The organism is Blastococcus sp. SYSU DS0669, assembly GCF_054050895.1.
The window spans coordinates 296576-323556 of sequence record NZ_JBJHAE010000002.1 but is presented as its reverse complement, the minus strand read 5'-3'; the positions used below and the strand labels follow the sequence as shown (position 1 = coordinate 323556).

General features: G+C 74.7%; 26 protein-coding genes and 1 riboswitch. Of the genes, 15 read left to right on the top strand and 11 right to left on the bottom strand.

Going from position 1 to position 26981, the window contains the following annotated elements:
• Positions 1–243 precede the first annotated feature (243 nt).
• Positions 244–338: riboswitch (SAM riboswitch) on the top strand.
• A gap of 6 nt (positions 339–344) precedes the next feature.
• From ACI792_RS04090 to ACI792_RS04060, 7 genes are all read left to right on the top strand, one after another.
• Positions 345–419, top strand: a complete 75-nt coding sequence (locus tag ACI792_RS04090; protein ID WP_374201310.1) for a putative leader peptide — start codon at positions 345–347, stop codon at positions 417–419.
• Positions 420–556: 137 nt separating this feature from the next.
• The gene (locus ACI792_RS04085) at positions 557–1573 is read left to right on the top strand and encodes a methionine ABC transporter ATP-binding protein (protein WP_456601447.1); all 1017 of its coding nucleotides are present in this window, start codon (positions 557–559) and stop codon (positions 1571–1573) included.
• The gene (locus tag ACI792_RS04080; RefSeq protein WP_456601446.1) at positions 1570–2229 is read left to right on the top strand and encodes a methionine ABC transporter permease; all 660 of its coding nucleotides are present in this window, start codon (positions 1570–1572) and stop codon (positions 2227–2229) included. The genes ACI792_RS04085 and ACI792_RS04080 overlap by 4 nt, the downstream gene beginning before the upstream one ends.
• Before the next feature lie 62 nt (positions 2230–2291).
• The gene (locus ACI792_RS04075) at positions 2292–3107 is read left to right on the top strand and encodes a MetQ/NlpA family ABC transporter substrate-binding protein (protein WP_456601445.1); all 816 of its coding nucleotides are present in this window, start codon (positions 2292–2294) and stop codon (positions 3105–3107) included.
• A 121-nt stretch (positions 3108–3228) separates the two neighbouring features.
• On the top strand, positions 3229–3792 hold the full coding sequence (locus ACI792_RS04070) for a TetR/AcrR family transcriptional regulator (protein ID WP_456601444.1): 564 nt from the start codon (positions 3229–3231) through the stop codon (positions 3790–3792).
• Positions 3793–3814: 22 nt separating this feature from the next.
• Complete coding sequence (locus ACI792_RS04065) at positions 3815–5026, top strand: MFS transporter (RefSeq protein ID WP_456582839.1); 1212 nt, start codon at positions 3815–3817, stop codon at positions 5024–5026.
• 40 nt (positions 5027–5066) lie between these two features.
• Entirely contained in the window at positions 5067–6581 is a 1515-nt protein-coding gene (locus ACI792_RS04060; RefSeq protein WP_456601443.1) for an adenylate/guanylate cyclase domain-containing protein, read from the top strand.
• 98 nt (positions 6582–6679) lie between these two features.
• Here ACI792_RS04060 and ACI792_RS04055 read toward each other — a convergent pair whose 3' ends face one another.
• Together ACI792_RS04055 and ACI792_RS04050 are read right to left on the bottom strand one after the other, a co-directional pair.
• Entirely contained in the window at positions 6680–7738 is a 1059-nt protein-coding gene (locus ACI792_RS04055) for a potassium channel family protein (RefSeq protein WP_456601442.1), read from the bottom strand.
• A gap of 75 nt (positions 7739–7813) precedes the next feature.
• Entirely contained in the window at positions 7814–9556 is a 1743-nt protein-coding gene (locus ACI792_RS04050) for a class I adenylate-forming enzyme family protein (protein WP_456601441.1), read from the bottom strand.
• Positions 9557–9638: 82 nt separating this feature from the next.
• Here ACI792_RS04050 and ACI792_RS04045 point away from each other — a divergent pair, with 82 nt between their 5' ends.
• Entirely contained in the window at positions 9639–10490 is an 852-nt protein-coding gene (locus ACI792_RS04045) for a patatin-like phospholipase family protein (RefSeq protein WP_456601440.1), read from the top strand.
• A gap of 594 nt (positions 10491–11084) precedes the next feature.
• Here ACI792_RS04045 and ACI792_RS04040 read toward each other — a convergent pair.
• Positions 11085–11807, bottom strand: a complete 723-nt coding sequence (locus ACI792_RS04040) for an alpha/beta fold hydrolase (RefSeq protein ID WP_456601439.1) — start codon at positions 11805–11807, stop codon at positions 11085–11087.
• A 284-nt stretch (positions 11808–12091) separates the two neighbouring features.
• Here ACI792_RS04040 and ACI792_RS04035 point away from each other — a divergent pair, with 284 nt between their 5' ends.
• Positions 12092–13243 carry a glycerophosphodiester phosphodiesterase gene (locus ACI792_RS04035; RefSeq protein WP_456601438.1) on the top strand — a complete coding sequence of 384 codons (1152 nt, stop codon included), beginning with the start codon at positions 12092–12094 and terminating at the stop codon, positions 13241–13243.
• 88 nt (positions 13244–13331) lie between these two features.
• Here ACI792_RS04035 and ACI792_RS04030 read toward each other — a convergent pair whose 3' ends face one another.
• Both ACI792_RS04030 and ACI792_RS04025 read right to left on the bottom strand, forming a co-directional pair.
• Positions 13332–14927 carry a long-chain-fatty-acid--CoA ligase gene (locus tag ACI792_RS04030; RefSeq protein WP_456601437.1) on the bottom strand — a complete coding sequence of 532 codons (1596 nt, stop codon included), beginning with the start codon at positions 14925–14927 and terminating at the stop codon, positions 13332–13334.
• Between the two features lie 62 nt (positions 14928–14989).
• Positions 14990–15643: a TetR/AcrR family transcriptional regulator gene (locus ACI792_RS04025; protein WP_456601436.1), complete on the bottom strand. Its 654-nt coding sequence runs from the start codon at positions 15641–15643 to the stop codon at positions 14990–14992.
• A gap of 108 nt (positions 15644–15751) precedes the next feature.
• Here ACI792_RS04025 and ACI792_RS04020 point away from each other — a divergent pair, with 108 nt between their 5' ends.
• From ACI792_RS04020 to ACI792_RS04010, 3 genes are read left to right on the top strand one after another with little or no spacing between them, the layout of a single operon-like run.
• A complete protein-coding gene (locus ACI792_RS04020; RefSeq protein ID WP_456601435.1) occupies positions 15752–16972 on the top strand; it encodes an acyl-CoA dehydrogenase family protein in 1221 nt (406 codons plus the stop codon).
• Complete coding sequence (locus ACI792_RS04015; protein ID WP_456601434.1) at positions 16969–17967, top strand: acyl-CoA dehydrogenase family protein; 999 nt, start codon at positions 16969–16971, stop codon at positions 17965–17967. Before ACI792_RS04020 ends, ACI792_RS04015 begins: the two co-directional genes overlap by 4 nt.
• Positions 17964–18863 carry an enoyl-CoA hydratase-related protein gene (locus tag ACI792_RS04010; RefSeq protein WP_456601433.1) on the top strand — a complete coding sequence of 300 codons (900 nt, stop codon included), beginning with the start codon at positions 17964–17966 and terminating at the stop codon, positions 18861–18863. Before ACI792_RS04015 ends, ACI792_RS04010 begins: the two co-directional genes overlap by 4 nt.
• Positions 18864–18952: 89 nt before the next feature.
• On the opposite strand, the gene ACI792_RS04005 is transcribed toward ACI792_RS04010, so the two are convergent.
• The 4 genes from ACI792_RS04005 to ACI792_RS03990 all read right to left on the bottom strand — a co-directional run bounded on the left by ACI792_RS04005 (position 18953) and on the right by ACI792_RS03990 (position 23141).
• Entirely contained in the window at positions 18953–19591 is a 639-nt protein-coding gene (locus ACI792_RS04005) for a response regulator (RefSeq protein WP_456601432.1), read from the bottom strand.
• A gap of 1 nt (position 19592) precedes the next feature.
• Positions 19593–21596, bottom strand: coding sequence for a sensor histidine kinase (locus ACI792_RS04000; RefSeq protein WP_456601431.1), 2004 nt, complete (start codon positions 21594–21596; stop codon positions 19593–19595).
• A gap of 172 nt (positions 21597–21768) precedes the next feature.
• A complete protein-coding gene (locus ACI792_RS03995; RefSeq protein ID WP_456601430.1) occupies positions 21769–22410 on the bottom strand; it encodes a hypothetical protein in 642 nt (213 codons plus the stop codon).
• Between the two features lie 119 nt (positions 22411–22529).
• The gene (locus tag ACI792_RS03990; RefSeq protein ID WP_456601429.1) at positions 22530–23141 is read right to left on the bottom strand and encodes a hypothetical protein; all 612 of its coding nucleotides are present in this window, start codon (positions 23139–23141) and stop codon (positions 22530–22532) included.
• Positions 23142–23323: 182 nt separating this feature from the next.
• On the opposite strand from ACI792_RS03990, the gene ACI792_RS03985 reads away from it, so the two are divergent.
• Positions 23324–24478, top strand: a complete 1155-nt coding sequence (locus tag ACI792_RS03985) for a sensor histidine kinase (RefSeq protein WP_456601428.1) — start codon at positions 23324–23326, stop codon at positions 24476–24478.
• Positions 24475–25155, top strand: coding sequence for a response regulator (locus ACI792_RS03980; protein ID WP_456601427.1), 681 nt, complete (start codon positions 24475–24477; stop codon positions 25153–25155). Before ACI792_RS03985 ends, ACI792_RS03980 begins: the two co-directional genes overlap by 4 nt.
• Before the next feature lie 7 nt (positions 25156–25162).
• On the opposite strand, the gene ACI792_RS03975 is transcribed toward ACI792_RS03980, so the two are convergent.
• Positions 25163–25663: a MarR family winged helix-turn-helix transcriptional regulator gene (locus tag ACI792_RS03975; protein WP_456601426.1), complete on the bottom strand. Its 501-nt coding sequence runs from the start codon at positions 25661–25663 to the stop codon at positions 25163–25165.
• 82 nt (positions 25664–25745) lie between these two features.
• Here ACI792_RS03975 and ACI792_RS03970 point away from each other — a divergent pair, with 82 nt between their 5' ends.
• The gene (locus tag ACI792_RS03970) at positions 25746–26315 is read left to right on the top strand and encodes a YceI family protein (protein WP_456601425.1); all 570 of its coding nucleotides are present in this window, start codon (positions 25746–25748) and stop codon (positions 26313–26315) included.
• A gap of 124 nt (positions 26316–26439) precedes the next feature.
• On the opposite strand, the gene ACI792_RS03965 is transcribed toward ACI792_RS03970, so the two are convergent.
• Positions 26440–26967, bottom strand: coding sequence for a GNAT family N-acetyltransferase (locus tag ACI792_RS03965; protein ID WP_456601424.1), 528 nt, complete (start codon positions 26965–26967; stop codon positions 26440–26442).
• Positions 26968–26981 lie beyond the last annotated feature (14 nt).

Sequence of the window (26981 nt, the reverse complement as noted above, 5' to 3'; positions counted from 1 at the left end):
ACGCCGTGGTCGCCGACGCCGACGATCCGGCAGCGCCGGACGAGCCGCCGGAACCGGTACCGCAGGCGGCCAGGCCGACCCGCGGGCTGAGCAGCGTGACATGGCTGCTCCTCGGTCGGGGTGGTCGGGATCGCGGACCACGCTCGGGCGCCGGCCCGCCCACCGGCTGCAGATCTGCTGTGTGAGTGACGTCGCAGGTCGCGGACGGGAAAGCCTCTGATCCGCTCCGTAGACTCGGCCCCGCAACCATCCGGAGCGGCTGAGAGACCTGGCTCGTCGACGTCGCAGCAACCCCCCGCATCGGCGGGCGCGGGTGCTACTGCCAGGACCGATGGAGGAACACCATGCGGTACGAGCTGCTCTCGTGGGCCCGCCGGCACGTCGACCTGTGCCGCACCGGCACAGCCATGTGCCGCTGAGGCCTCCCGCCTCCTAGCGACGCCCGCCCTGCTCGACGGCGGGCGTGCAGCCCCAGCCGCCACGCACCGCGGGCCGCCACGCCGTCGCCGGCGTCGCCGCCCGCCCGTGCCTGCTCAATCCCCGAGGACCGCATCCCGTGATCGAACTGAAGGACGTCCGCAAGGTCTTCCCCGCCCGCGGGCGGGCCGGCGAGGTCGTCGCCGTCGACGGCGTCAGCCTGTCCGTGGCCCGGGGCGAGTTCGCCGGCGTCGTCGGCCCCAGCGGCTCGGGCAAGAGCACGCTGGTGCGCCTGGTCAACCTGCTGGAGCGGCCCACGTCGGGCTCGGTCACCGTCGACGGGCAGGTGCTCACCGAGCTGCCCGACGAGCAGGTCCGGCAGGCGCGGCGCTCCATCGGGATGGTCTTCCAGCACTTCGAGCTGCTCGACTCGCGCACCGCGGCGGGCAACGTGGAGCACCCGCTGGAGCTCTCGGGCGTGGGCCGGACGGAGCGCAGACGGCGGGCCGGCGAGCTGCTGGACCTCGTGGGGCTCGGCGACCGCGCCGACGCCCGCCCCGCCCAGCTCTCCGGCGGCCAGAAGCAGCGCGTGGCGATCGCCCGCGCGCTGGCCGTCCGCCCGAACGTGCTGCTCTGCGACGAGGCCACGTCCGCGCTGGACCAGGCCAGCACCACCGGTGTCCTGGAGCTGCTGCGCCGGGTGCGGGACGAGCTCGGCCTCACGGTCCTCCTGATCACGCACGAGATGTCCGTCGTCAAGGCCGTGTGCGACAGCGCCGTGCTCCTGGACCGGGGGCGGGTGGTCGACGGCGGCCGGCTGGCCGACGTCCTCACCCGGCCGGGCTCCCCGCTGGGCGATGCCCTGCTCCCGGCACCGGTCGCGGACGCCGGTGCCGGGCACGACGGCGCCCTGCTGCGGGTGACCGTCACCGACCGGACCCCGGAGACCGTCGTCCTCCGGACGTTGATCGGGGAGCTCGGCCTGGCCGTCGAGATCGCCGGCGGATCGGTGGAGACCGTCGCCGGTGGCCGCTACGGCCGGCTGCTCCTGCGGGTCAGCGGGGGGATGGCGGGCCTCGACGACGCCGTGCACCGGCTGCGGGGCGGCGGCGTCCTCGTCGAGCGCGTGGCCGCGACCGCCGAGGTGGCCCGGTGAGCGACTGGAACCGCATCTGGCCGCAGCTGCTGGACGCCACCTGGGAGACCCTCTACATGGTCGGCGTCGCGGCGCTGGTCACCGTGCTGCTCGGGGTCCCGCTGGGCGTGCTGCTCACCGTCACCGCGCCGGGCGGGCTGGCCCCGCGGCCGCTGCTGCACCGGCTCGTCGGCCTGGTCGTGAACCTCGGCCGTGCGCTGCCGTTCATCATCCTGCTGGTCCTCGTCGCCCCGGTCACCCGCGGCATCGTCGGGACGACGATCGGCTCCACCGCGGCGATCGTGCCGCTGACCATCGGCGCCGTCCCGTTCCTCGCCCGGCTGGTGGAGACCAGCCTGCGCGAGGTCGCGGAGGGCAAGGTCGAGGCGGCGCTGTCCATGGGTGCCCGCCGGCGCGACGTCATCCGCACCGTGCTGCTGCCGGAGGCCCGGCCGTCGCTGGTCGCCGGCGTGACGATCACCGTCGTCGCGCTGATCAGCTACTCGGCCATGGCCGGTGCGGTCGGTGGTGGCGGGCTGGGCGACTTCGCCATCCGCTTCGGCTACCAGCAGTTCCGCACCGACATCACCCTCGCGACCGTCGTCCTCCTGCTGGTCATCGTCCAGGCCCTCCAGTGGGCCGGCGACCGCTGGGCGCGCTCGCTCGCGCACGCCTGACCCGACCTCCACGGCGGCCACCCGGCCGCCGTCGCACCCCACTCCCGAGGAGAACCACCACCATGCGCACCCGCTTTCCCGCCCTGCTCGCCGCCTCGGCGATGACGGCCCTGCTCGCCGCCTGCGGCGGCGACGCCGAGCTCTCCGCGGCCGACGAGCCGCTGCGGGTCGGCGCTTCCCCGGTCCCGCACGCGGAGATCCTGCGCTACATCGACGAGAACCTCGCCGAGGACGCCGGCCTGGACCTGGAGATCGTCGAGTTCACCGACTACGTGCAGCCCAACGTCGCCCTGGACGACGGCTCCCTGGACGCCAACTACTTCCAGACCATCCCGTACCTGGAGGAGCAGGAGGCCAGTGCCGGCTACGACTTCCAGGCGCTGGAGCCGGTGCACATCGAGCCGCTCGGCATCTACTCGAGCACGCTGACCGACCTCGCCGACCTGCCCGACGGCGCGACCGTGGCGATCCCGAACGACCCGACCAACGCCGCGCGGGCGCTGCGGCTCCTCGAGGCCAACGGCCTGATCACCCTCGCCGACACCGGCGACGCCGCGCCGACCTCGCTGGACATCGAGGGGAACCCGAAGAGCCTCGAGATCTCCGAGGTCGAGGCCGCGCAGGTGCCCCGGTCGCTGGCCGACGTGGACATCGCGGTCATCAACGGCAACTACGCCATCGAGGCCGACCTGGTCCCGGCCGAGGACGCACTGGCGCTGGAGGAGGGCGAGGGCAACCCCAACGCCAACCTCCTGGTGGTGCGCACCGGCGACGAGGGCGACGAGCGCATCCAGGAGCTGGAGGAGCTGCTGCACTCGGAGGACGTGCGGCAGTTCATCGAGCAGAACTACGAGGGCGCCGTCCTCGCCGCGTTCTGACCGGGGCATCCTGACCGCCGGGGCGGGGCGCCCGCTCGGGCGCCCCGCCTCGCGCACCGCCCCGGGGCGCATCTGTACGCTCGTTCCTATGAGCTCTCCGCCGGCTGGACGAGCCCGCCCCGTGGGCGCCGGTCCGGCGCCGGTCCGCCGTCCGCGCCGGCACGACCCCGGCCGGCGCGACCGCCTGGTCGACACGACCCTCGACGTCATCGCCGCACGGGGCGTCACGGCGGCCACGCACCGGGCGATCGCGCGCGCCGCCGACGTGCCGCTCGGGTCGCTGACCTACCACTTCGGCTCGCTCACGGAGCTGCTCGCCGCTGCCTTCACGCGGCACGTCGACGACGTCGCCGCCCGGTTCGACGCCCGGATGGCGGCCGCCCCCGACCGCGCGGCGGCGCTCGACGCGCTGGTCGAGCACCTCACCGGCGACCTGCTCGGCTCGCAGCGGGACCTGGTGCTCGCCGTCGAGCTCTACGTCGCCGCGGCCCGCGACGCCGACCTGCGCGCGGTGACCCAGGACTTGATGTCCCGGAGCCGCCGAAGCCTGGAGCGCCACCTCGACCCGGTGACCGCCCGGGAGGTCGACGCCCTCGTCGAGGGGCTGGTCCTGCACAGCGCCCTCTCCACCGACCCGATGGACGCCGCGCAGATCCGCGCCGCGCTGTTCCGGTTCGCCGGCTGAGCCCAGGAGCCCCGACCCCGCCATGTCCTCCGCCTCCGCGACCGTCGAGCCCGCGCGACTGCGCCGCGCCCGCATCGCCGTCGCCGCCTGCTTCTTCCTCAACGCCGTCTTCTACGCCGGGCTCGTGCCACGGCTGCCGGCGGTCAAGGCCGAGCTCGAGCTGAGCAGCACCGCACTGGGGGCCGCGCTGGCGGCGGTGCCGCTGGGCGCACTGCTGGCCGGGCTGTCCTCGGCCGCGCTCAACCGCCGGTTCGGCTCCGGTCGGGTCGCCTCCTACGGGCTTGCGCTGCTGGGCGTGGTCGTGTGGACGGTCTCGGTCGCGCCGAACTGGCCGGCCCTGGCCGCCGCCTTCCTGGTGGTCGGCGCTCTGGACGCGGTCGTGGACGTCGCGCAGAACGCGCACGGCCTCCGGGTCCAGCGGCTCTACGGCCGCTCGATCATCAACTCGCTGCACGGCGTCTGGAGCATCGGCGCGGTCACCGGCGGGCTGCTCGGCGCCGCGGCGGCCGGGCTCGACATCCCCTTGACCGTGCACCTCGGCGTCTCCGCCGTGGTCTTCGGCGCGGCCGCCCTGGTCGTCTCCCGCGGTGTCCTCCCCGGCACGGACGAGCCCGAGCCGGTCGCCGAGCAGGTGCCGCTGGCGCGCCCCAGGCGTCGGGCCGCGGTCCCGGCGCTGGCGGTGCTCGGCCTGCTCGCCGCCTGCGGCGCGCTGATCGAGGACGTCGGTGCGTCGTGGAGCGCCCTCTACCTGCGCACCGAGCTCGACGCCGGCGCCGCGACGGCCGGCCTGGGCTTCGTCGCCCTCATGGCGGCGATGACCGTGGGTCGGCTGACCGGCGACCGCGTCGTCGACCGGTTCGGGGAGCGCCGGGTCGCGCGGGCCGGGGGAGCGATGGCCGCGGTGGGTCTCGGGCTGGCGCTGGCCGTCCCCTCGGTGGCCACCACGCTGGTCGGCTTCGCGCTGGCCGGCCTGGGCGTCGCCACGCTCATCCCCGCCGTCTACCACGCCGCGGACGAGCTCCCCGGCCTCCCGCACGGCCAGGGCCTGATGGTGATCAACTGGCTGCTGCGGATCGGGTTCCTGCTCTCCCCGCCGCTGATCGGGATCCTGGCCGATGCGTTCAGCCTGCGGGTCGCGCTGATCGGCGTCGTCCTCGCCGGGATCGGCGCGCTGGCGCTCGGGCGCACGCTGCCGGGGCGGCCCGCGGCCGCCCGCCCCGCCCCGACCGGGTGAGCGGCCGTGCCGTGCGCGCCCCGCGGTCGTTGAGCCGGTCGTGACCATCGCGGGTGACGACGTGCGCCGTCGGCTCACCGACATGGCCGAGTGGGCGCCCAGCGGCCGCCTCGCCGTCCCGGTCATCGTCGGACTGGTCGTCGGCGCCAACCTGATCGGCGTCGGCACCGTGGTCCTGCTGCTCCTCGGGGTGGAGGGCAGCCGGGGGAGCGGTGGTCGCGCCGAGGTGCTCTGGGCGGCCGCGGGCTACCTCGCCGTCGCCCTGCCGCTGGCGGTGGTCGCCGGGCTGCGGCGGCAGCGCGCCACCAACCGCTGGCTCGTGGCCGGCCGCGAGCCCTCGGGTGAGGAGGCGCGGCAGGCGCTGCGGCTCCCGCTGGACACCGCCCTCGTCGCCGCCGTCGTCTGGCTGCTGGGCGCGGTGCTCATGGGGGCGGTCGCGGCGGTCACCTTCCCCGACGCCCGGGTCGGCGCCCGGATCGCCGTCGCCGTCGTGCTCGGTGGCGTGGTCACCGCCGGCGTCACCTACCTGCTGGTCGCCCGGGCCGCCCGCGCCGTCACCGCCCGCGCGCTGGCCGCCCACCCGCCCGACGGGGCGCTGACCCTCGGGGTGCGCATCCGGTTGCTGCTGACCTGGGGGCTCACCAGCGGGGTGCCGATGATCGGCGTCGTCCTGCTGTACCTGGACCCGAGCAACCCCGAGGGGCCCGGTCGCGCCGCCGTCGTCTTCCTCGTCGTGGTCGCGCTGCTGGTCGGCGCGCTGGCCACCGTGCTCACCGCCCGCGCCGTGGGCCGGCCGCTGCGCGACCTGCGGCGCGCGGTGCAGCGGGTGGGGGCGGGGGACTACGACGTCGACGTCGTGGTGGACGACGCCGGGGAGATCGGCCTGCTGCAGGAGGGGGTCAACTCCATGGCCGCCGGCCTGGCGGAGCGGGAGCGTTTGCGCGACCTGTTCGGCCGGCACGTCGGGACGACGGTGGCCCAGCGGGCGCTGGCGACCGGGGTCTCGCTGGGCGGGGAGGAGCGCACCGTCGCGGCGCTGTTCGTGGACGTCGCCGGCTCCACCGCGCTGGTGCGCCGCACGGGCCCCGAGGAGATGGTCGGCCTGCTCAACCGCTTCTTCGGGATCGTCGTGGAGACGATCGAGGGCGAGGGCGGCCTGGTGAACAAGTTCGAGGGCGACGCCGCGCTCTGCGTGTTCGGCGCCCCGGCCGACCACCCCGACCCGGCGGGTGCCGCGCTGCGGGCGGCCCGGCGCATCTGCGACGCCGTCGCCGCCGCCGGGGAGGTCGACGTCGGGGTGGGCGTGGCGTGCGGCCGGGTGTGGGCCGGGCAGGTGGGGGCGGCCAGCCGGCTGGAGTACACCGTGATCGGCGACCCGGTGAACGAGGCGGCGCGGCTCACCGACCTGGCCAAGGACCACCCGGGCCGCGCGATCGCCAGCGAACCGACCGTGCTGGCAGCGGCACCGGAGGAGCGGGGGCACTGGCACCCGGCGGGCGAGGTGGAGCTCCGCGGCCGCGACGAGCCGACCCGCACGTGGGTGCGGGTCCTATAGATCGCCCCCCGACTGCAGGGTCGCGCAGGCGCGACGGACGCGCTCGTCGCAGCAGGGGAACGGCACCTGGCGGCGGTGTCGTCCGGAGGACGACAGAACTACTGCGTGGGCGGCTGCATCGTCTTCCCGGGCTCGTGCGCCTTGACGACGACGAGCACGTCCTCGGGCTGCAGGGTGCCGATCAGCGGGTCGTCGAAGCGCAGCGTGCGCCCGCCCCGGGTCACCGAGAGCACGATGTCGCGCAGCTGCCGCGGCCCGAGCCCCACCTCGTCCCTGGTCGCGGTCCGCTGGTGCAGGTCGAGGCCCTGGCCACCGGTCACGAGGTCCTCGACGACGGCGACCACGCGGGGGCTGTCGGTGGAGAGGCCGAGCAGGCGGCCGGACGTCGCCGAGGTGGTGATGACGGTGTCCGCGCCGGACTGCCGCAGGAGGTTGGCGTTCTCCTCCTCGCGGACGCTCGTGGTGATCGGCACGCTCGGGTTGAGCTGACGCACGGTGAGGGTGATGAGCACCGAGGAGTCGTCCCGGTTGGCCGCCACGATGACCGACCGGGCGCGCTCCACGGCGGCCCGCCGCAGCACCTCGGTGCGGCCGGCGTCGCCGACGATGCCGGTGAGGCCCAGAGCGTTGGCCTCGTCGATCGCCCGTGGGTCCGGATCGACGACGACGATCTTCTCCAGCGGGGTGCCGCTGGCCTGCAGGGAGCGGATGGCGCTGCGGCCCTTGGTGCCGTAGCCGCACACGATGACGTGCTGGCGCACGCGGGACCTCCAGCGGTGGATGCGGAACTCCTCGCGCGAGCGCGCGGTGAGCGCCTCGAGGGTCGTTCCGATGAGGACGATCAGGAACATGATCCGCAGCGGCGTGATCAGCAGGACGTTGGTCAGCCGCGCGCCCGGGGTGACCGGTGTGATGTCGCCGTAGCCGGTGGTGGAGAGGCTGACCGTCGCGTAGTAGGCGGCGTCGAGGAACGAGATCTCGTCGCCACGGCTGTCGGCGTAGCCGTCGCGGTCCAGGTAGACCACGACCACGACGACGAAGAGGACGACCGCCGCGATGACGACGCGACGCAACACCTGGCGGACCGGCGACTGCTCGGTGTGCGCGATCCGCACACCGGTGTGCTCGGTCTCCAGCCCGTTCCGCTGTTCCTCCACGCCGCGGACGATAGTGAGCGCAGAGCGCGGCCGCGTGCCGCCGCACCCGAACGGGGTGCGGCGGCACGCACCGGCTCAGCCCCCGACGGCCTCGCGCTCGCGGGCGGCGAGCTCCCGCTTGAGCACCTTGCCGGCCGCCGAGACGGGGATCGCATCGATGAACCGCACGTCGCGCAGCCGCTTGTACGGGGTCACCTTGTCGTTGACCGCGGCCATGACCGACTCTGCGGTCAGTGCCGCGCCGGTGGCGTCGTCCTTGCGGACGACGTAGGCCACCGGCAGCTCCCCGGCCTCCTCGTCGGGCCGGCCGACGACCGCGGCGCCGGCGACGCCCGGGACGCCGAACAGGATCTCCTCGAGCTCGCGGGGGAACACGTTGTAGCCCTTGTAGAGCAGCATGTCCTTGGTGCGGTCGACGATCGAGAGGTAGCCGTCCTCGTCGAGGATGCCGACGTCGCCGGAGTGGAACCAGCCGTCGGCGTCGATCGACTCGGCCGTGGCCTCGGGGCGGTGCGCGTAGCCCCGCATGACCTGGGGCCCGCGGATGCAGACCTCGCCGCGCTCGCCGGCCGGCAGCGGGTCGCCGCCGCCGATCGGCCGGATGCTGATCTCGGTGTCGAAGATCGGCACGCCGACGGTGCCCGGCTTCCGGGTGCCCGAGCGGAAGGACGGGTTGCCGGTGGCCATCATCGTGACCTCGGTCAGCCCGTAGCCCTCGCCGATCGTGGCGTTCGGCATGAGCGCCTGCATCCGCTCGATCAACGTGACCGGCAGAGGTGCGGCGCCGCTGCTGATCCCGCGGACGTGGGAGAGGTCGGCCTCGGCGAACCCGGGCACCTGCAGCAGCGCCACGAAGACCGGCGGCGCCCCGCCGATGGAGGTGACCTCGTGCTTGATCATGTCCTCGACGTACTTCGCCGGATCGAACCGCATGTGGATGACGGTCATCGTGCCGCCCATGACCATGCCGTTGAGGTAGCCGATCGCCCCCATGGCGTGGAACCAGGGCGTCAGGTTGATGATCCGGGCCTCGCCCAGGCGGGTGGGGCATTCGTCGGGGCCGAGCACCTGCTGCAGCGTCACGTCCCCCTCCTCGTCGAGGGCGGGGAGGCTCCCGGAGGTCCAGCAGCCCGACTGCAGGACGTTGGTGACGACCTGGCGGTGCGGCAGCTCCACGCCCTTGCTGACGCCGGTGGTGCCGCCGGTGTAGGCCAGGTGCGCGAGGTCGTGCTCGACGTCGACGCCGGCGTCGAGGTGCCGGTCGGTCGGGTCGCCGGCCAGCAGGTCGGCGAGGTCGACGTCGGTGGGCTCGAGGCCGTCGATGCGGGCGGCGAAGTCGAGGATGTGCGCCTCGCCGGTGACGACGACCGTCCGGACCCCGGTCTGCCCGATGGCGCCCCGGACGAAGGGCAGCACCTGGTCCCAGGTGACGACCACCGTCGCGCCGGCGTCGTCGAGCTGGGCGGCGAGGTCGGCGGCGGGCAGCAGCGGGTTGGTGGGGGAGAAGGTGGCTCCGGCCAGCAGGATCCCGTAGTAGAGCGGCGGGTACTGCCGGCAGTTGGGGATGTGGACGGCGACGACGTCGCCGCGCCCGATGCCGTGGTCGGCCAGCCAGCCCGCCACCGCGTGCGCGCGGGCCCCGAGCTCGGTGAACGTGAGCGGCACGTCGTGGTCGACGAACGCCGTCCGGTCGCCCCACCGTCGCACGGCGGCCCGGAGGACGGAGCCCACCGGGACGCTCGGGTAGTCCAGGGACCGGGGCAGCCCGGGCGGCCAGCTGGCCGCGGTGGGTGCCGGGGCGGACTGCACGGTGGTCATTCGTTTCCTCTCGTCGGGTGACCTGAGCCACAGGGTGGCCCAGCTCACAGGCTGTGTCGAGGATTCTGTGAGGATGTCGCCCATGAGCGACCAGCGGACCGCCCTCGTGCTCGGCGGGGGCGGCATCACCGGCATCGCCTGGGAGATCGGCGTGCTCGCCGGCCTGGCCGAGGCGGGTGTCGACCTCACCGGGGCCGACCTCGTCGTCGGCACGTCGGCCGGCTCGGTCGTCGGCGCGCAGCTCACCGGCGGCGCCCCGCTCGAGGCGATGTACGCCCGGCAGCTCGAGCCGCCGACGCAGGAGAAGGTCGCGCGGATGACCCGCGGGAACCTGATTCGGTACGGCTGGGCGATGGTGGCCAGCCGCGGCCGCGACGTGGAGTTCCGCCGGCGGATCGGCACCCTGGCGATCGCCGCGGAGAAGGCGGGGCTCACCCCGAGCGAGGAGGAGCGGATCGACGTCATCGGCTCCCGGCTGGTCTCCCGCGACTGGCCCGAGCGGGCGCTCGTCATCACCGCGGTGGACGCCGCCACGGGCGAGTTCCGCACCTTCGACCGCGAGTCCGGCGTCCCGCTGGTGCAGGCGGTGGCCGCGAGTTGCGCGGTGCCCGGGGTCTACCCGCCGGTCACCATCGACGGCCGCCGGTACGTCGACGGCGGGATGCGCTCGGCGGCCAACGCCGACCTCGCCCAGGGCTACGACCGGCTCGTCGTGCTCGCCCCCATCCCGCGCGGGGTCGGCCCGCTGGCCAGCGTCGACGCCCAGGTCACCGGCATGGTGTCGCGCGTCGCGGTCGTCTCGCCGGACCAGGCGGCCCGGGCGGCGATCGGCCGCAACGTCCTCGACCCCGCCGCGCGGGAGCCCGCGGCCCGGGCGGGGCGGGTCCAGGCGGCCGCGGTCGCGGCGCGGGTCGGCGAGGTCTGGGCCGGCTGAGCGGCGGCAGGTGAGGGTGACAGATTGGGCCAACTCCGGGGATGCGACCGCCCGAGGTGCCGCTAGGGCGTCCGTTGGGGGGAGCCTGCGGATCGCCCTAGCGGCCCGCTCTGAGGCGGCTGATCGAGTGGTCCGGCGGCCAGTGCCCAACTGGGGAAAAGGGGCCCGGGTGAGCGTCCGAGCATCAGCACGCCGGACGACGCAGACGGCCAGTCGTCGGTCTGAGCTCGTCTCGAGCGCGTGGATGGGGAAACGCCGATTGGATGCCAGGCCCCGTGGCGCTCATCTCGGCGGGTTTCACGGTCCTTGTCATCCCCATGCTGGCGCGCACTCTCGGTCAGTCGTTGCCTAATGCGGCCTTGCGGGTGTCATCTGCTTGCCCGCGGGCTTCGGGATCCGTCGACTGGCTCGGTACTGGTTGAGCCGGCGCAAGCCCTGAGCTCGAGTGGTCTGCCCTAACTCCAGCCGACCGGCATGACCACTGGCTCGGGTGTACCTGAGGCCGCCTCCTGTCCCCAAGCGGCCCACTCTGAGACACCGCTGGCTATGTCAGGGGGTCGGGCAGCCCGGCCTGTTCCGGCGCTGTTTCGCCGCTCAGGGACTGGCGGGGGTAGCCCGCCCTGCAGTAGCCCTGGCCGCGGCATCCAAGACCTCGGCGAGCCGCTCCGGCATGCTCAGCTGAGGCGTGTGGGACGAGTGCAGCCGCTCGACGCGATCGGCCTGGGCGGACATGGCCGCTTGGGCCGCAACCGGAACTGCCTGGTCCTGGTCGCAGAGGACATACGTGGTCTCGTGGCCGGCAAGGGGAGCTGAGCTCGCGTCCGCCAGGAGCTGCAACGACGTCGGGACATAGCGGGGGTAGACCTCGCGCAGGAAGCGCTTCTCGTCGACATCGGCGCACAGCGCCTGTCGGACCACATCCGGGTTGTCGCTGACCCGGACCAGGCCCTCCTCCGGGTCCTCCACTATCCACTCCGGTATCTGGCCACCAAGCAGATCCGCGACCGACTGGCCCTTCGCGGGGCGCAGGGCTGCCAGGTACACGCTGTGCTCGACCGCAGGATGGTCGGCCAACTCGGCGAGAACCATCCCGCCGCCGGAGTGGCCCACGAGAATCACGCCCGTACCGCAGCCGTCGACCACCTCCTGGACCGTCCGCACGTCGCCCGCCAGCCCGCCCCCACCGGCGTGATCGGATCCTGAGCTAGGCAGGTCAACAACCTCGACCCGGTGGCCCTTCGCTGTCAGGGACGTTGCCGTGTCGTCCCAGATCCAACTGCGGCAGAAGGCGCCGTGAATCAACACGAAGCTGGTCATGGGGAGAGGGTCCTCCCGCCAGCGTTGCGCCAACAAGGGCTGTCGGTGCGACCGGTGTCCCACTCCTCTGAAGCCGCCTTCTGGGCGAGTCCGCGACGGACTGCTAGCCCGATGCCATCACCCTCATGGGCCGTACTCAGGGGCTGGCTGAGGGGCGGCACCTGGGTGCCACGCGTTGGTCACCGGGAGTTGCTGCTCACGACTGGCCCCGGGCACCTGGTGCCGCTGGGATGACCTCGCGGAGCCGACGGCGATGGTCGCCGTCCGAGCCCGCGGGAGCCCCCATGTCCCCAGCACGCCGCCTGCGTGCCGCGGTCGCCGCCGTCGCGGTCGCCGTCCCCCTGTCCCTCGCCGTCCCGGCGGCCGTCCCCGCGACCGCGGCGCCGCGGCCGCCGGTCCCCGAGCCGGCGACGGCGCTCGCCGAGGACCTGCTCGTCGTCGGCCACCGCGGCGCCTCCGGCTACCGGCCGGAGCACACGCTGGCCTCCTACGAGCTCGCCGCCCGGATGGGGGCCGACTACATCGAGCCCGACGTGGTGAGCACCCAGGACGGCGTCCTCGTCGCCCGGCACGAGAACGAGATCTCCGGGACCACCGATGTCGCCGACCGGCCGGAGTTCGCCTCCCGCCGCACCACCAAGGTCATCGACGGCGCCCCGCTGACCGGCTGGTTCACCGAGGACTTCACCCTCGCCGAGCTGCGCACCCTCCGCGCCGTCGAGCGGCTTCCCGAGGTGCGCGAGGAGAACACCCTCTACGACGGCCTCTACCAGGTGCCGACCCTCGACGAGGTGCTCGAGCTGCGGGCCCGGCTCTCCAAGGAGCTCCGCCGAGAGATCGGCGTCTACGTCGAGACCAAGCACCCCACCTACTTCGACGGCATCGGGCTCTCCCTCGAGGAGCCGCTGATGACCGACCTGCGCGAGGCGCGCGTGCACAAGCACACCTCGCCGGTGTTCATCCAGTCCTTCGAGACGGCGAACCTGCGCGAGCTGGAGGAGCAGGGGGTGCGCGTGCCGCTGGTCCAGCTGCTGTCGGCCTCGGGGCAGCCCTACGACTTCACGGCCGCCGGTGACCCGCGCACCTACGCCGACCTCACCACCGCCGAGGGGCTGCAGGAGATCGCCACCTACGCCGAGGGGGTCGGGCCGGAGAAGAACCAGGTCATCCCGCGCGAGGCCGACGGGACGCTCGGCACCCCGACCGCGCTCGTCGACGACGCGCACGAGGCCGGGCTGCTGGTGCACCCCTACACGTTCCGCAACGAGAACGTGTTCCTGCCGCCGGCGCTCCAGGACGGGGCCGCCCCCGACGACTACGGCCGCGCGCTGGCCGAGCACGTCGCCTTCTGGGAGGCCGGCATCGACGGGATGTTCACCGACAACCCGGACACCGGCGTGGTCTCCCGCGACCTGTTCGACACCGCCACCGGCTGACCAATTCCCCGTGATCATGGCGCCGTGACCACTCCCCGGGGTCCCGGGGCGGTCACGGCGCCATGATCGCCGGGAGAGGGGGGCGGGTTCAGACGACGGGCTCGGCGACCAGCGACCCGGCCGAGTGCTCCTGCCGCAGCGCCGTCTTGAGCACCTTCCCGCTCGGGTTGCGGGGGAGCGCGGCCACCACCGAGTACTCCCGCGGGTTCTTGTAGCGGGCGAGCCGCTCCCGGCAGAACGCCGCGAGCTCCTCCGACGTCGGGGGGTCGGCGGCGTCGCGGGGGGCGACCACGGCCAGCGGCGCCTCGCCGTAGCGGGTGTCCGGCACGCCGATCAACGCCACCTCGGCGACCTTCGGGTGGGCGGCCAGCACGTTCTCCACCTCGGCGCAGTAGATGTTCTCGCCGCCGGAGATGATCATGTCCTTCTTGCGGTCGACGACGTAGAAGTAGCCGTCCTCGTCCTGGCGCACGAGGTCCCCCGAGTGGAACCACCCGCCGGCGAAGGCCTCCGCGGTCGCCTCCGGCTTGCCCCAGTACTCCTTCATCACCATCGGGCTGCGGTAGACGATCTCGCCGACCTCACCCCGCGGCACGTCCTCCATCGCCTCGTCGACCACCCGCACCTCGACGTTCAGGATCGGCGTGCCGACCGAGCCGATCTTGCGCACGGAGTCCTCGCCGCGGAGCAGGCAGGTGACCGGGCTGCACTCGGTCTGCCCGAAGGCGGTGACCACCTCGGCCTGCGGGAAGGCGTCGATCAGCGCGCGCAGCAGGGTGGTGGAGGCCGGCGCCGCGCCCCAGGAGATTCGGCGCAGGGAGGAGAGGTCACGCGCGGCCAGGTCGGGCACCGCCAGGACGGCCGCCCACATGGCCGGCACCAGGAAGATGCTGGAGACCTCCTCCCGCTCCATCAGGTCGAGGGTCGCGGCCGGGTCGAACGCGCCGGACCGGAGGATCACGTGGACCCCGCCGAGCAGCAGCGGCGGCAGCCCGCCGGCCAGCCCGGCGATGTGGAACAGCGGCGCCCCGGGCACGGAGACGCGGTCGGCCGGGTCCCAGCCCAGCGTGGTGATCTGGCTGAACACGTGCATGGTCAGGTTCCGGTGGGTCAGCACCGCGCCCTTGGGCCGCCCGGTCGTGCCGGAGGTGTACATGATGAACGCGGCCTCGTCCTCGTCGACGACGACGTCGAGCCGCTCGCCGTCGGCCGCCGCGAGCGCGGCCGCGTAGTCCTCGCTGCCCGGCCCGGCGTCCCCGCCGCCGATCACCAGCGCCGTCGTGACCGCCCGTGCCTGCTCGCGCGCCTTGGCGGCGACCTCCGCCAGCGGGGTGTCCACGACCAGGGCGACGGCGCCGGAATCGGTGAGCACGTAGGCGACCTCGTCGGCCACCAGCCGGAAGTTGACCGGGACGACGACCGCGCCCAGTCGCACGCCGGCGAGGTAGGCCTCCCACGTCTCGGGGCCGTTGAGCGCGAGCACGGCCACCCGGTCGCCGGTGCGCACCCCGCGCGCGTGCAGCGCCCGGGCCAGCCGGTCGACCCGCTCGTCCAGCTCGGCGTAGGAGCGGCCCGACCCCTCGAAGCGCAGCGCCGGCGCGTCCGGGGTGGTCCGGGCGTGCCGGGCCAGCATGTCGCTCATCGTCATGCCGCGGCCCTGCAGGACGGGGATCTGGACGCTCACGGGCTTCTCCTCAGCCAGGCACAGTGTGACCTGCGTCATGCTGGTGGCCGGGGAAGGGGCGGTCAACCCTGACTGTCGAGCGCGAGCAGCCGCGCGGAGAGCCGCTTCCAGAGCGCCAGGTGCGGGTCGGTCGCGGCCGGCCGGTCCTCGAAGGCGTAGACCAGCGCCACCCCGCGCATGCTCGTGAAGAGCAGTTCGCAGAGGTCGGCGTACACCGGGGCGCCGGCGATCTCCGGGCCCCAGATCCCGTCGGCCACCGCGGCGATCGAGGCGCGCAGCCGGCGCTCCTCGCCGCGCAGCGCCGCCCGGAGGTCGGGGTCGGTGCGCGCCGCCGTCCAGAGCTCCATCGCCGCCCAGAACGGGGGCTCCTGGAACGTCGCCCACATCAGGTCGATGGCGCGGTCGACCCGCTCCCGCCCGGTCGGCTCGTCCTCCATCAGCGCGGCGGCCCGGCGCCGCACCTCGTCCAGCTGGGTCGTGGACAGGTGCGCGGCGGCGGCGACCAGCAGCTCGGCCCGGGAGGGGAAGTGGTGCAGCAGCCGGCCCCGGGACACCCCGGCCCGGGCCTGGACGGCGAGCGTCGAGGCCCCGGCGAAGCCCTCCTCGACCAGGCAGGCGACGGCGGCGTCGAGGATGAGCAGGCGGCTGCCGGCGGTCCGCTCCGAGCGGGAACGCGGCCCCGGGGCGGGGGCGCTTCCGACGGGCTCGGCGCTCATCCGCGGAACAGTAGGCCGCGCGGGGCGCCCGCAACAGTCACCGTTGACCGCTCCGGGTGACGCCTGTCACGCTGCGGCCGACCCGCCCACCCGACGAGAGGCGTGCCCGTGGACTTCGACGACAGCCCCGACGAGGCCGAGTACCGGGCGCGGGTGCGCGCCCTGCTCGAGGAGCACGCCGGCGAGCTGCTGCACCTCGAGCCGGGTCAGGAGGGCATCGACGCCCGCACCCACGAGGCCGAGATGCGCCGCACCCAGCGGGTGCTCGCCGAGGCCGGGCTGGTCGGCGTCACCTGGCCCCGCGAGTACGGGGGCCAGGGCGGCACGCTGGTGCAGCAGGCGATCGTCGGCCAAGAGCTCGCCCGCTCCCGGGTGCCCACGCTGATCAACCACATCGGCATCGGCATGTGCGGGCCGACGGTCATCGCCCACGGCAGCCCGGAGCAGCGCGAGCGCTACCTCGCCCGGCTGCTGCGCGCCGACGACGTGTGGTGCCAGCTGTTCAGCGAGCCGGCGTCGGGCTCGGACCTCGCGGCGCTGCGCACCACCGCCGTCCGCGACGGCGACGGCTGGGTGGTCAACGGGCAGAAGGTGTGGACGACGCTCGCGCACGTCTCCGACTTCGGGATCCTGCTGACCCGCACCGACCCGGAGAAGCCCAAGCACGCCGGCCTGACGATGTTCGTCGTCGACATGCACGCCCCCGGCGTGACGGTGCGCCCGCTGCGCCAGATGGGCGGGCAGGCCGACTTCAACGAGGTCTTCTTCGACGACGTCCGCATCCCCGACGAGGAGCGGCTCGGCGAGCCGGGCGAGGGCTGGCGGGTCGCGCTGACGACGCTCATGAACGAGCGGGTGGCGATCGGCGGGGCCGGGGGCGCGATCGGCGCGCCGGTCGAGGAGTTCGCGCGGCACGCGCGCGAGCGGCTGCCGCACCTGCCGCCGGAGCGCCAGGTGCTGGCCCGTCAGGCGGTCGGGCGCGCGGTGGTCGCCGCGCTCGCCGCCCGCTACACCGGCTACCGGCGGCTCACCGTGCTCAGCCAGGGCGGCATCCCCGCGCCGGAGGCCAGCGCCGGCAAGCTCGCCGGCACCGAGGCCGGCCTGCTCATGGCCGACGCCGGGGTGCGGCTGCTGGGCGACGACGCCGTCTACGCCGCCACCACCGACGGCGACGACCGCTGGCAGCGGACCCAGTCCTGGCTGCCGGGCATCAGCATCGCCGGCGGCACCGACCAGGTGCTGCGCAACATCCTCGGCGAGCGCGTGCTGGGCCTGCCGCCGGAGCCCCGCAGCGACAAGACCGCTCCTTTTTCGGGAGGGACGCGATGAACTTCGACCTCGACGCCGACCAGCGCGACATCGCCGACGGCGCCCGCGAGTTCTACCGCGGCAACGCCTCGCCGGCCGCGGCGCGGGGGGGCCTGGAGGGGGGTCGGCTCGAGCCCGGGCGCAAGGCGCTGGCCGACATCGGCTTCCTGGGCATCACCGTCCCCGAGTCCGCCGGCGGTTCGGGCCGCTCGCTGCTGGACCTCGCCGTGGTGGCCGAGCAGGGCGGTGCCGTGCTCGCGGCGCCCTCGCTCGTCACCGCCGCGCGCGCCGCCGTCCTGCTCGCCGACGCCCCGGACCTGGCCGCGCAGCTCGCCGACGGCTCGACGGCGTTCGCCGTGCTCGACGGAGGCGTCGACGGCTCCGCCCCCTCGGTGGACGCCGCCGACGCCACCCTCTTCCTGGGCCTGGACGGCGGTGACCTGGTCGTGGGTGAGGGCGAGGTCCTGGCCGGCCGGCCGATGGACGCCACCCGCGGGCTGGCCTCGGTGCGGCTGACCTCCCGCCGGGTGCTGGCCCAGGACGCCGGGGAGCTGTGGGCCCGCGCCCGGCAGGTGGGTGCCGTCGTCATGGCCGCCGAGGACCTCGGCGGCGCCGAGCGGTGCGTGCAGCTGGGCGTGGCCTACGCCCAGGAGCGCGAGGCGTTCGGCCGCCGGATCGGCTCCTACCAGGCGATCAAGCACATGCTGGTCGACGCGTGGGTGGGCGTGGAGCAGCTGCGGTCGCTGGTCTGGTGGGCGGCGTGGGCGGCCGACTGCGACCCGGCCGAGCTGCCGCTGGCGGCGTCGGCGGCGAAGGCCTGCGCGGCGGCGACCTTCGAGCGGGCGGCCACCACGCTCATCCAGGTGCACGGCGGGATCGGCTTCACCTGGGAGCACGACGCCCACCTGTACTGGCGGCGGGCGAAGGTGGACCGGCTGTTGCTCGGCGACGAGGCCGAGCACCTCGACGCCGTCGCCCGCCTGGCCGTCACCGGAGCGCTGGGAGCAGGCCGGTGACCGACCAGCTGACCGAGCTGCGGTACGAGGTGGCCGACGGCGTCGCCACGGTGACGCTGCACCGACCCGACCGGCTCAACGCCTTCACCCTCACCATGGCCGATGAGCTCGCCCGGGTGGCGGCGGCCGCCGACGCCGACGCCGACGTCCGCGTGGTCGTCGTGACCGGTGCCGGCCGCGCGTTCTGCGCCGGGGCCGACCTCGCGGGCGGGCCCGACACCTTCGGCGACCGGCGCACCCGCGTGCGCCCGCCCGGCCCGCTCAGCGAGGACATCGGCGGCTACCCGCGGGACGCCGGAGGGGTCGCCTCGCTGCCGTTCGCCGCGCTGCGCAAGCCGGTCATCGCCGCGGTCAACGGCCCGGCGGTGGGCATCGGGGCGACCCTCACCCTGCCCATGGACATCCGGATCGCCGGGGCGTCGGCCCGCTTCGGCTTCGTGTTCGGCCGGGTCGGCATCGTGCCGGAGGCGGCGTCCTCGTGGTTCCTGCCCCGGGTGGTCGGTATCAGCCAGGCGATGGAGTGGGTGGCGACCGGGCGGGTGTTCGACGCGGCCGAGGCGCTGCGCGGCCGGCTGGTGTCCCGCGTGGTGCCCGACGACGAGCTGCTGCCCACCGCCCACGCGCTGGCGCGGGAGATCGTCGCGAACACCAGCGGTCTCGCCGTGGGCGCCGCCCGCCAGCTGCTGTGGTCGATGCTCGGCGCCGCCTCGCCGTGGGACGCGCACCGGGCCGAGTCGCGGGCGCTGGTCGAGCTGGGGGAGGGCCCGGACCCGGCCGAGGGGGTGGCCGCCTTCCTGGAGAAGCGTCCGCCGCGCTTCGCCGGCCGGCTGCCCGACGGCGCCGTCGCCGGGGTGCCGCGCTGGCCGCTGCCCCCGGACGACGTCACGCCGGCCTAGCCCCCGCCGGGAACGTCACCGCACCGGTGCCGGTCGCTGGGCCCGCGCCCGGCGTGCCGCACCCGCGATTCCTCGGCCGGCGGGCGTGGTCAGCGGCCGAGCCCCGCCTCGCGCGCGCGGATCATCGCCTCGGCCCGGTCGGTGACCTGCAGCTTGGCGAAGATCGCGGAGACGTAGTTCGCGACCGTCTTGGGGCTCAGCGACAGGGCGCGGGCGATGGACGGGTTGGGGTGCCCCTGGGCCAGCAGTTGCAGGATCTCCCGCTCGCGGTCGGTCAGCGACGGGAACACCTTGGGAGCCGGCCGGGGCTGGGCGAAGTACGCCAGCACCCGGCCGGCCACGGGCGGGCTGAAGATCGCCTCGCCGCGTGCCACCGCCCGGATCGCCCCGGTCAGCTCCTCCTCGTCGGCGTCCTTGAGCACGTAGCCGCGGGCGCCGGCCCGCAGCGCCATGAACACCGAGTCCTCGTCCTCGAACAGGGTGAGCACCAGCACCCGCACGTCGGGGACGACGGCCGTGATCGCCCGGGTGGCCTCGATCCCGCTCATGCCCGGCAGCTGCAGGTCCATGAGGACGACGTCGGGCCGCAGCTGCGCCGCCTGCGCCACCGCCTCCTCGCCGGAGACGGCCACCCCGACCACCTCGAGGCCGGCCGCGGTGTCCAGGAGCGCCAGCACGCCCTTCCGGAACAACGGGTGGTCCTCGACCACCAGCAGGCGTGCGACCACGTCAGTCCCCTCCGCTCAGCGGGAGCCGTGCGAGCACGCGGGTGCCACCGCCCGGCGCCGGTAGCACCTGGCACCGGCCCCCGGTCTCGGCCGCCCGTTCCCGCATCGACGACGTCCCCACACCGGGGACCGGCTCGACCGGCAGACCGGCCCCGTCGTCGAGCACCTCGATGGTCAGCTCGGCCTCGTCGGCGGCCAGCCGGAGCGTGCAGGTGCGGGCCGCCGCGTGCCGGACGACGTTGGCCAGCGCCTCCTGCGCGATCCGGTAGGCCGCCACCTCGACCGCCGCGGGGAGCGGGGGCAGCTCGCCGTCGACCTCGACGCCCGCCCGGAGGCCGTCGCCGTCGGTGCTGCACCGTTCGGTGAGGCGCTCCAGCGCGCCGACCAGCCCCAGCTCGTCGAGGGCCGGTGGCCGCAGGTCGTGCACCAGCCGGCGGACGTCGGCGATCGCGGTGCGCAGCTCGCCGCGCAGCTCCCCGGCCAGGGCCTCCGCCCGCGCCGGGTCGCGGGGGATGAGGGAGCGGAGCACGCCGGTCTGCACGGTGAGCCCGGCCAGCTGGGCACCGAGGCCGTCGTGCAGGTCCCGGCGCAACCGGCGGCGCTCCTCCTCCCGGGCGGTGACCAGCCGTTCCCGCGAGCGCCGCAGGTCGGCGGTGAGCCGCACCGCGGAGACCGCCACCCCGGCCTGGCGGGCGAGGTCGGACAGCAGCCGCCGGTCGGCGGAGGAGAACGCGGTCTCCCCGGGGCGCAGGCCCAGCCGCAGCTCGCCCACCTGCTCGCTGCGGTAGAGCAGCGGCAGGGAGCGGGTGCCCGACACCGGTGAGCCGGACTCGACGGCCGGCTCGTCGTCCCCCAGGACGATCGCGGCGTAGGGCAGGCGGAGGGACTCCCGGACGGTCGTGACGATCGCCGGCAGGACGTCGTCGGGAGCCAGGGTGCCCTCCAGCCGCGCGCCGAGGCGGGACAGCGCGGCGTAGGGCTCGGACCGCCGGCCGTACATCAGCCGGTTCACCGCCCGTTGCAACCGGTCGTGCGCCGGGGCGAAGAGGACCGCGACCAGACCGGTCGCCACCAGCGAGACGAGCAGGTCGTCGTCCCGGTGGAGGAGGGCCCCGAGGTAGCCGACGACGAGCACGTACCCGCCGACGACGAGCGCGGTGAGGCTGCCGAAGACCAGGGTCCGGTTGAGGACCACGTCGATGCCGTCGAGCCGGTACTTCAGGACGGCGACCGCGATCGCCACCGGCAGGGCGAGCATCAGCCAGGCGAACACCGCGCCGCTGACCAGCGGGAGGACGCCGTCCAGCGGCGCGAGGACCGCCGGCGCCACGGCGAAGACGAACCACTTCATCTGCAGCCGCTCGTCCCCGCGCGAGCGCCGGAACCGCACGACCACGGCGACGACGGCCCCGACGATGCCGGCGGCCAGGACGATGCCGAGGACGGCGAAGACGGGCAGCTGCTCCACCGGCGCCAGGCCCGGGAGCCCGATCGGGTTGTCGATCCGGTAGTCGACGTCCTGCCCGCTGAGCGAGTCGGTGAGCATCCCGAGGACGCACGTCGCGCCCAGGGCCGCGCCGGGCAGCACGGCGACCGGCCACCAGCGAGGGGAGGGCAGCCGCCCGTCGGGGAACAGCAGCGGCAGGTAGAGGAAGAGCAGCCCGAGGACCACGTACCAGTACCAGCTCTGCATCCAGGCACCGGCGACGGCGAGGGCGTCGGGCCGGCCGCTGGTGGTCATCACCCAGGCGGCGTAGGCGTCACCGGCCGGGACGACGCCGACGAGCAGGGCGGCCCAGGCCATGAGCCACCCGACCGCGTTGTGCGGGCGGCGCAGGACCAGCAGCGCGCCCAGGGCAGCGAAGAGGCCGAAACCGCCGAGGACCGGGACCGCCTCGGCCGGATCGAGGCCCGGGCCGCCCAACCGGGTGTCGAGCACGGCGTACGCGGTGGCACCGGCCACGTACACCGGGACGACCGCCCAGGCGAACAGCCGGGGCAGCACGGCGGCGCCCCTCCGTCGGCCGCCGGCAGTCCGACCGGGCGGGACGGGGACGGGGGCGGTCACCTGGATCGTCACCTGGTCGCTCCCTTCGGCCTGCGCACGATGCGCGCCGGGACGGCCCGGCGTCAACGGAGGGCCGCGCCGTGCGCGCGGCCCTCCGCGAGGGCGCCGGTCAGAACGCCGGTGCCGGGTCGTGCCGGGTCGCCGGAGCGACCTGCAGCGACCGGCCGAGCAGCACCCAGGCGAGGCCGGCGGGCACGCTGATCGCCGCCCAGAACCACGCGTCGTTGTCGGCGCTCACCAGACCGCCGAGGGCGCCGATCGCGATGCCGAGCGGGAGGGCGGCGGCGAGCAGCGCGCCACCGGTGCGGGGCAGCGATCCGGCGCACCGCCGGATCACGACGACGCCGAGGAGCAGGCCGCCGACGGTGGAGACGAGGAACCCGAGGAGGAAGGTGACGTGCCCGAGCGCCACCTCACCGCCGCCCGCGGTGATCGACGCGACCTCGATCCCGTTGCCGACGGCCATGGCGGCCAGCCCGACCGCGGTCAGCGCCGTTGCCACCGCGCCGACCCGTCCCGCGTCGCCGCCGAGCGCCCGGCGGAGCGCGGCCAGCCCGGCGAGGATCAGCACCGGTGGCAGGACGAGGAAGACCCAGGCGGCCGTCGCGGCCGCGAGGGAGACGGAGTCGGCGTCGTCGGCAAGGACGGTGGCCCAGGCGACCGGCAGCAGCGCCCAGAGGGCGCCGCCGACGAGGCCGGCGGTGGCACGCCGGTGAGCGGCGGTCTCGGGGGCGGTGGTCGTGGTGGTCATCGCGGAACTCCTCCGTGGTCGGGACTCGCTGGTGTCGATCACGGTCCGGTTCGGGAACTCCCGGGCGACAGGGGACGGACTCCCGGATCGACCGGGAAGTCCGTCCCTGCTCGCCGTGCTCAGGCGTGCGTGCGCACGCCCTCGGACACGGTCGCGGGGTGACCGGACAGCAGCCGGAGGCCGAGTGCGGCCCAGGCGGCGTCGAAGGTGAACAGGCCGATCTCGTGCAGCGGTGCCTGGGCGGACATCGCGACGGCGGCCGCGATCCCGGCGACGAGCACGGTCACCCACCAGGCGCCGACGACGGGGGAGCGGCGCAGTCCGAGGGCGAGCGGGACGGCGCCGGCGATCAGCAGCAGGAAACCGAGGAAGAAGGCCCAGAACGAGGCCTCCAGCGGGGTGCCGGTGGCCAGCCCCGTGCCGAGGTGGACGACGGCGAACACGGTGAGCAGCCCGGCGCCGGTCAGGCTGATGGAGCGACCGATCCGGCCGGCGCGGGAGAGCGCGGCCCCGGTCCGGCCGCGGCCGAGGCCGTGGACGGCCACCGCCAGGGCCACCGTGCCGAGGGCGAACCCCCCGAGGAAGAGGACGTAGACCGGCACGTCGGACACCGAGCCGTCCGGCCGCTGCACGTTCCAGATCAGTTCCGTGGCGACGGAGACGAACATCAGGACGCCGGCGATCAGCGCGGCTGCCCCGGTACGGCGGTCGACGGCGGTGGGGTCGGTCATCGGATCTCCTCGGTGGGCGGACCCACGGGCGGGTCCGGGCAGGGACGAGCCTGGGCGGCGGCGGCCCGGCAGTCGTCGGGCCCGCGGGCGACTCGCGCCGTCCCCCGCAAGGCGGAGACGACCGGCCGGATCCGTCGTCCGGAGGACCCGGGAACGGCCTCCGGCTGGCTACCGTTCGCCGCATGGACTGGGCCCGGTCAGCGCGGGCGGCGGACGCCCTCGTGGTGGCGGTGCTCGTCGTGTGGGGCCAGGCGTCGGTGTGGTCGACCGACGTCCCCGCCGCCGTCGCCGCCGACCGGCCCGTGCACGCGCTGCTGGCCTTCGCGGCGACGGCGCCGCTGTTCGTCCGCCGCTACCGGCCTCTGCTCGCGCTGCTGCTCGTGCTCGGCGCGGGGTGGCTGCACGACCAGCTCGGTGGCACGTCCGGTCTGCTGTGGTTCGGCCTCTGCCTGGGTCTCTACGCGCTCGGCGCCCACGCCGACAGGTGGTCGGTCGTCGTGGGCTCGGGAGTCGTCGCGGCGGGCATCCTCACCTACGACGTGCCGCGGTTGCGGGCCGGTGACCCGCTCGACGAGGTGCTGCCCGCGTGGTTCATCCTCGCCGGACTCGTGGGCCTCGGGCGCTGGATGCGGTACCGCCACCGCGAGACCCGACAGCTCCAGGCACGCGCCTCCCTGACCGACCGGGAGGTGGCCGAGCAGGCGGCCCGCGCGGTCTCCGACGAGCGCGCCCGCATCGCCCGGGAACTGCACGACCTCGTCGCCCACAGCATGGGGGTGATCGTCATCCAGTCGCAGGCGGCCCAGCGGGCGATGGAGGGCCGTCCCGACCTGGCCCGCAGCGCGCTCGCCTCGATCGAGACCGCGGGTCGCCAGGGCATGGCCGAGATGCGCCGGCTGCTGGGCCTGCTCACGGGTGGGGACGACGGTGCGGTCGCCCCCCAACCGGGCCTCCGGGACCTCGGCGGACTCGTCGCCCGCGTCCGCGACGCCGGCGCACCGGTGCGGTTGGTCGTGGAGGGTGACCTCGCGTCGCTGCCGGCGGGAGTGGACCTGGCCGCCTACCGGATCGTGCAGGAGGCCCTGACCAACGTGCTCAAGCACGCCGGGCCGGCCACCGTCCAGGTCACCGTCCGCGCGGTCGGCGGGGTGGTGGACGTCGAGGTCCGTGACGACGGCCGGGGGAACCACGGGGAACAGGGGACGGGCACCGGCCACGGCCTGGTGGGCATCCGCGAGCGCGTCGCTCTCTACGGGGGCACGGTGGACGCGGGCCGGCTGCCGGACGGCGGCTACCGGGTACGGGCGCGGCTCGCGGTCGACGGGACGCCGGTGTGACCATCCGCGTGCTGATCGTCGACGACGAGGAGCTCGTCCGCACCGGCCTGCGGCTGATCCTCGAGGCCGAGCCCGACCTGACCGTCGTCGGCACCGCCGCGGACGGCGCCTCGGGGGTGACCGCGGTGCGGCGGTTCCGGCCGGACGTCGTCCTCATGGACATCCGGATGCCGGGGACCGACGGGCTGGCCGCCACCCGCCGGCTCCTGGGGGACCCCGACGGCGTCCCGTGCAAGGTGGTCGTCCTGACGACCTTCGACGTCGACGAGCACGTCTACGAGGCGCTCCGGGCCGGGGCCAGCGGCTTCCTGCTCAAGGACGTCCCGGCCGATCAGCTCGTGCACGCGATCCGGGTCGCGGCGGCGGGGGAGGCGCTGCTCGCACCGTCGGTGACCCGGCGGCTGATCTCCGCGTTCACCCGCCGCGCGCCGGTCCCGACCGGGTCGCCCCCGGCCGGGCTGGCCGACCTGACGCCCCGGGAGGTCGAGGTGCTGGAGCTGCTCGCGGAGGGGCTGTCCAACGCCGAGATCGGCCGCCGGCTGTTCGTCGGCGAGGCCACCGTGAAGACCCACGTCGCGCGCATCCTCACCAAGCTGGGCGTGCGCGACCGCGTCCAGGCGGTGATCGTCGCGTTCCGCTCGGGGCTGGTGCCCGTCGACCGGGATCCGTCCGTGTGATCCGGTGTCAGGGGATCCGCGACGGGTCGAGGTGCTGCAGCAGGGTCTCGCCGAGATCGCGCATGGCGACCACCTGGGCGGGGGAGAGCTGGTCGAACAGCTCCCGGCGCACCCCCTCGACGTGCACCGGCGCCGCGCCCTCCAGCGCGGCGAAGCCCTCCTCGGTGAGGACGGCGAGCTGGCCGCGCCCGTCCTCGGCGCACACCTGCCGGCGCACCCAGCCGCGCTCCTCCAGGCGGGAGACGGCGTGCGAGAGCCGGCTGCGGGAGGAGAGGCACCGGTCGGCCAGCTCGCTCATCCGCATCATGCGCTCGGGGGTCTCGGAGAGGGCGACGAGGATCTCGTAGTACGCGTGCGAGATCCCGGTGCGGTGGTTCAGCTCGCGGTCGAGCCGGTCGAGCAGCAGCTGGGCGCTGTAGAGCCAGGCGCGCCAGGCCTTCTGCTCCTCCGGGTCGAGCCACCGCGGCTCACCCGTGGGGAGGGACTCCGGCGACACCGACGTGGTCATGCCCTCAGAATACTGGCGGAATAGTCAAGCGCTCAACTACGCTGTCGGCGGAGACCCACCCCGCAGGACCAAGGGAGACACCATGACCACCAGCAGCAGCACCACCGTCCAGATCCCCGGCTACATCGCCGGCACCTGGGACATCGACGCCAGCCACTCCACCGTGGGCTTCTCGGTCCGCCACATGATGGTGAGCAAGGTCCGCGGCTACTTCCGCGAGTTCTCGGGCGAGATCGTGACCGCCGAGGACCCGACGCAGTCCCGCGTCACCGCCCAGGTGAACATGGACTCGATCGACACCCGCCAGGAGCAGCGCGACGCGCACATCCGCTCCGCCGACTTCTTCGACGTGGGCAACCACACCGAGATGACCTTCCGCTCCACCGCGGTGAAGACCGACGGCGCCGACTGGACCGTCGAGGGCGACCTGACGATCAAGGGCATCACCAAGCCCGTCGTCCTGGAGCTCGAGCTCAACGGCTTCGGCCCGGACGCCTACGGCGGCACCCGCGCCGGCTTCAGCGCCAAGACCGAGATCTCCCGCAAGGAGTACGGCGTGGACATCGACATGCCGATGGACGGCGGCGGCGTCGTCGTCGGCGACAAGATCAACGTCGAGCTCGAGATCGAGGCCGTGCTCCGCACCGCCTGAGAGAGGACCCTCTGCCCCCCGCGCCTCGCAGGCTCGCCGAGGGACCCTGCAGAGGGGCCGTTCCAGCACGTCGCCGGGGCCCCGGACGGTTCGCCGTCCGGGGCCTCCTGCACGTCCCGGACGGCTACGGCGTCGCGGGGTCGAGCACCTGGAACAGGACGTGGTCCTGCCACCGGCCGGCGATGCTGAGGTAGCGCGGCGCCAGCCCGTAGCGGGTGAACCCGTTGCGCTCGAGCACCTTCTGCGAGGCGGCGTTGTGCAGCAGCGTGCCGGCCTCCACGCGGTGCAGGCCCAGGTCGCCGAACGCCCGCCGCAGCATCTCGCCGACGGCGCGGGTGGCCAGCCCCCGGCCGTTGGCGGCCGAGGCGACCCAGTAGCCCAGGCTGCAGGACTGGAAGGCGCCGCGGACGACGTTGTTCAGCGTGACCCGCCCGACGACGGCACCGTCGTCGTCCAGGACGACGCAGGGGAGTGACAGCCCGGCCGCGTGCCGCTCCAGGGCGGCCCGCACGTCGGCCCGCTGGCCCGCCTCGGTGTACCACCGCTCGTCGCGGGCGGGCTCCCACGGCGCCTGGAACTCCCGGTCCTCGACGACGAGCCGGGTCAGCGCGGGGGCGTCGTCGAACGTCAGGAGGCGGGTCCGTGCGGGCACGCCCGCGACCCTGC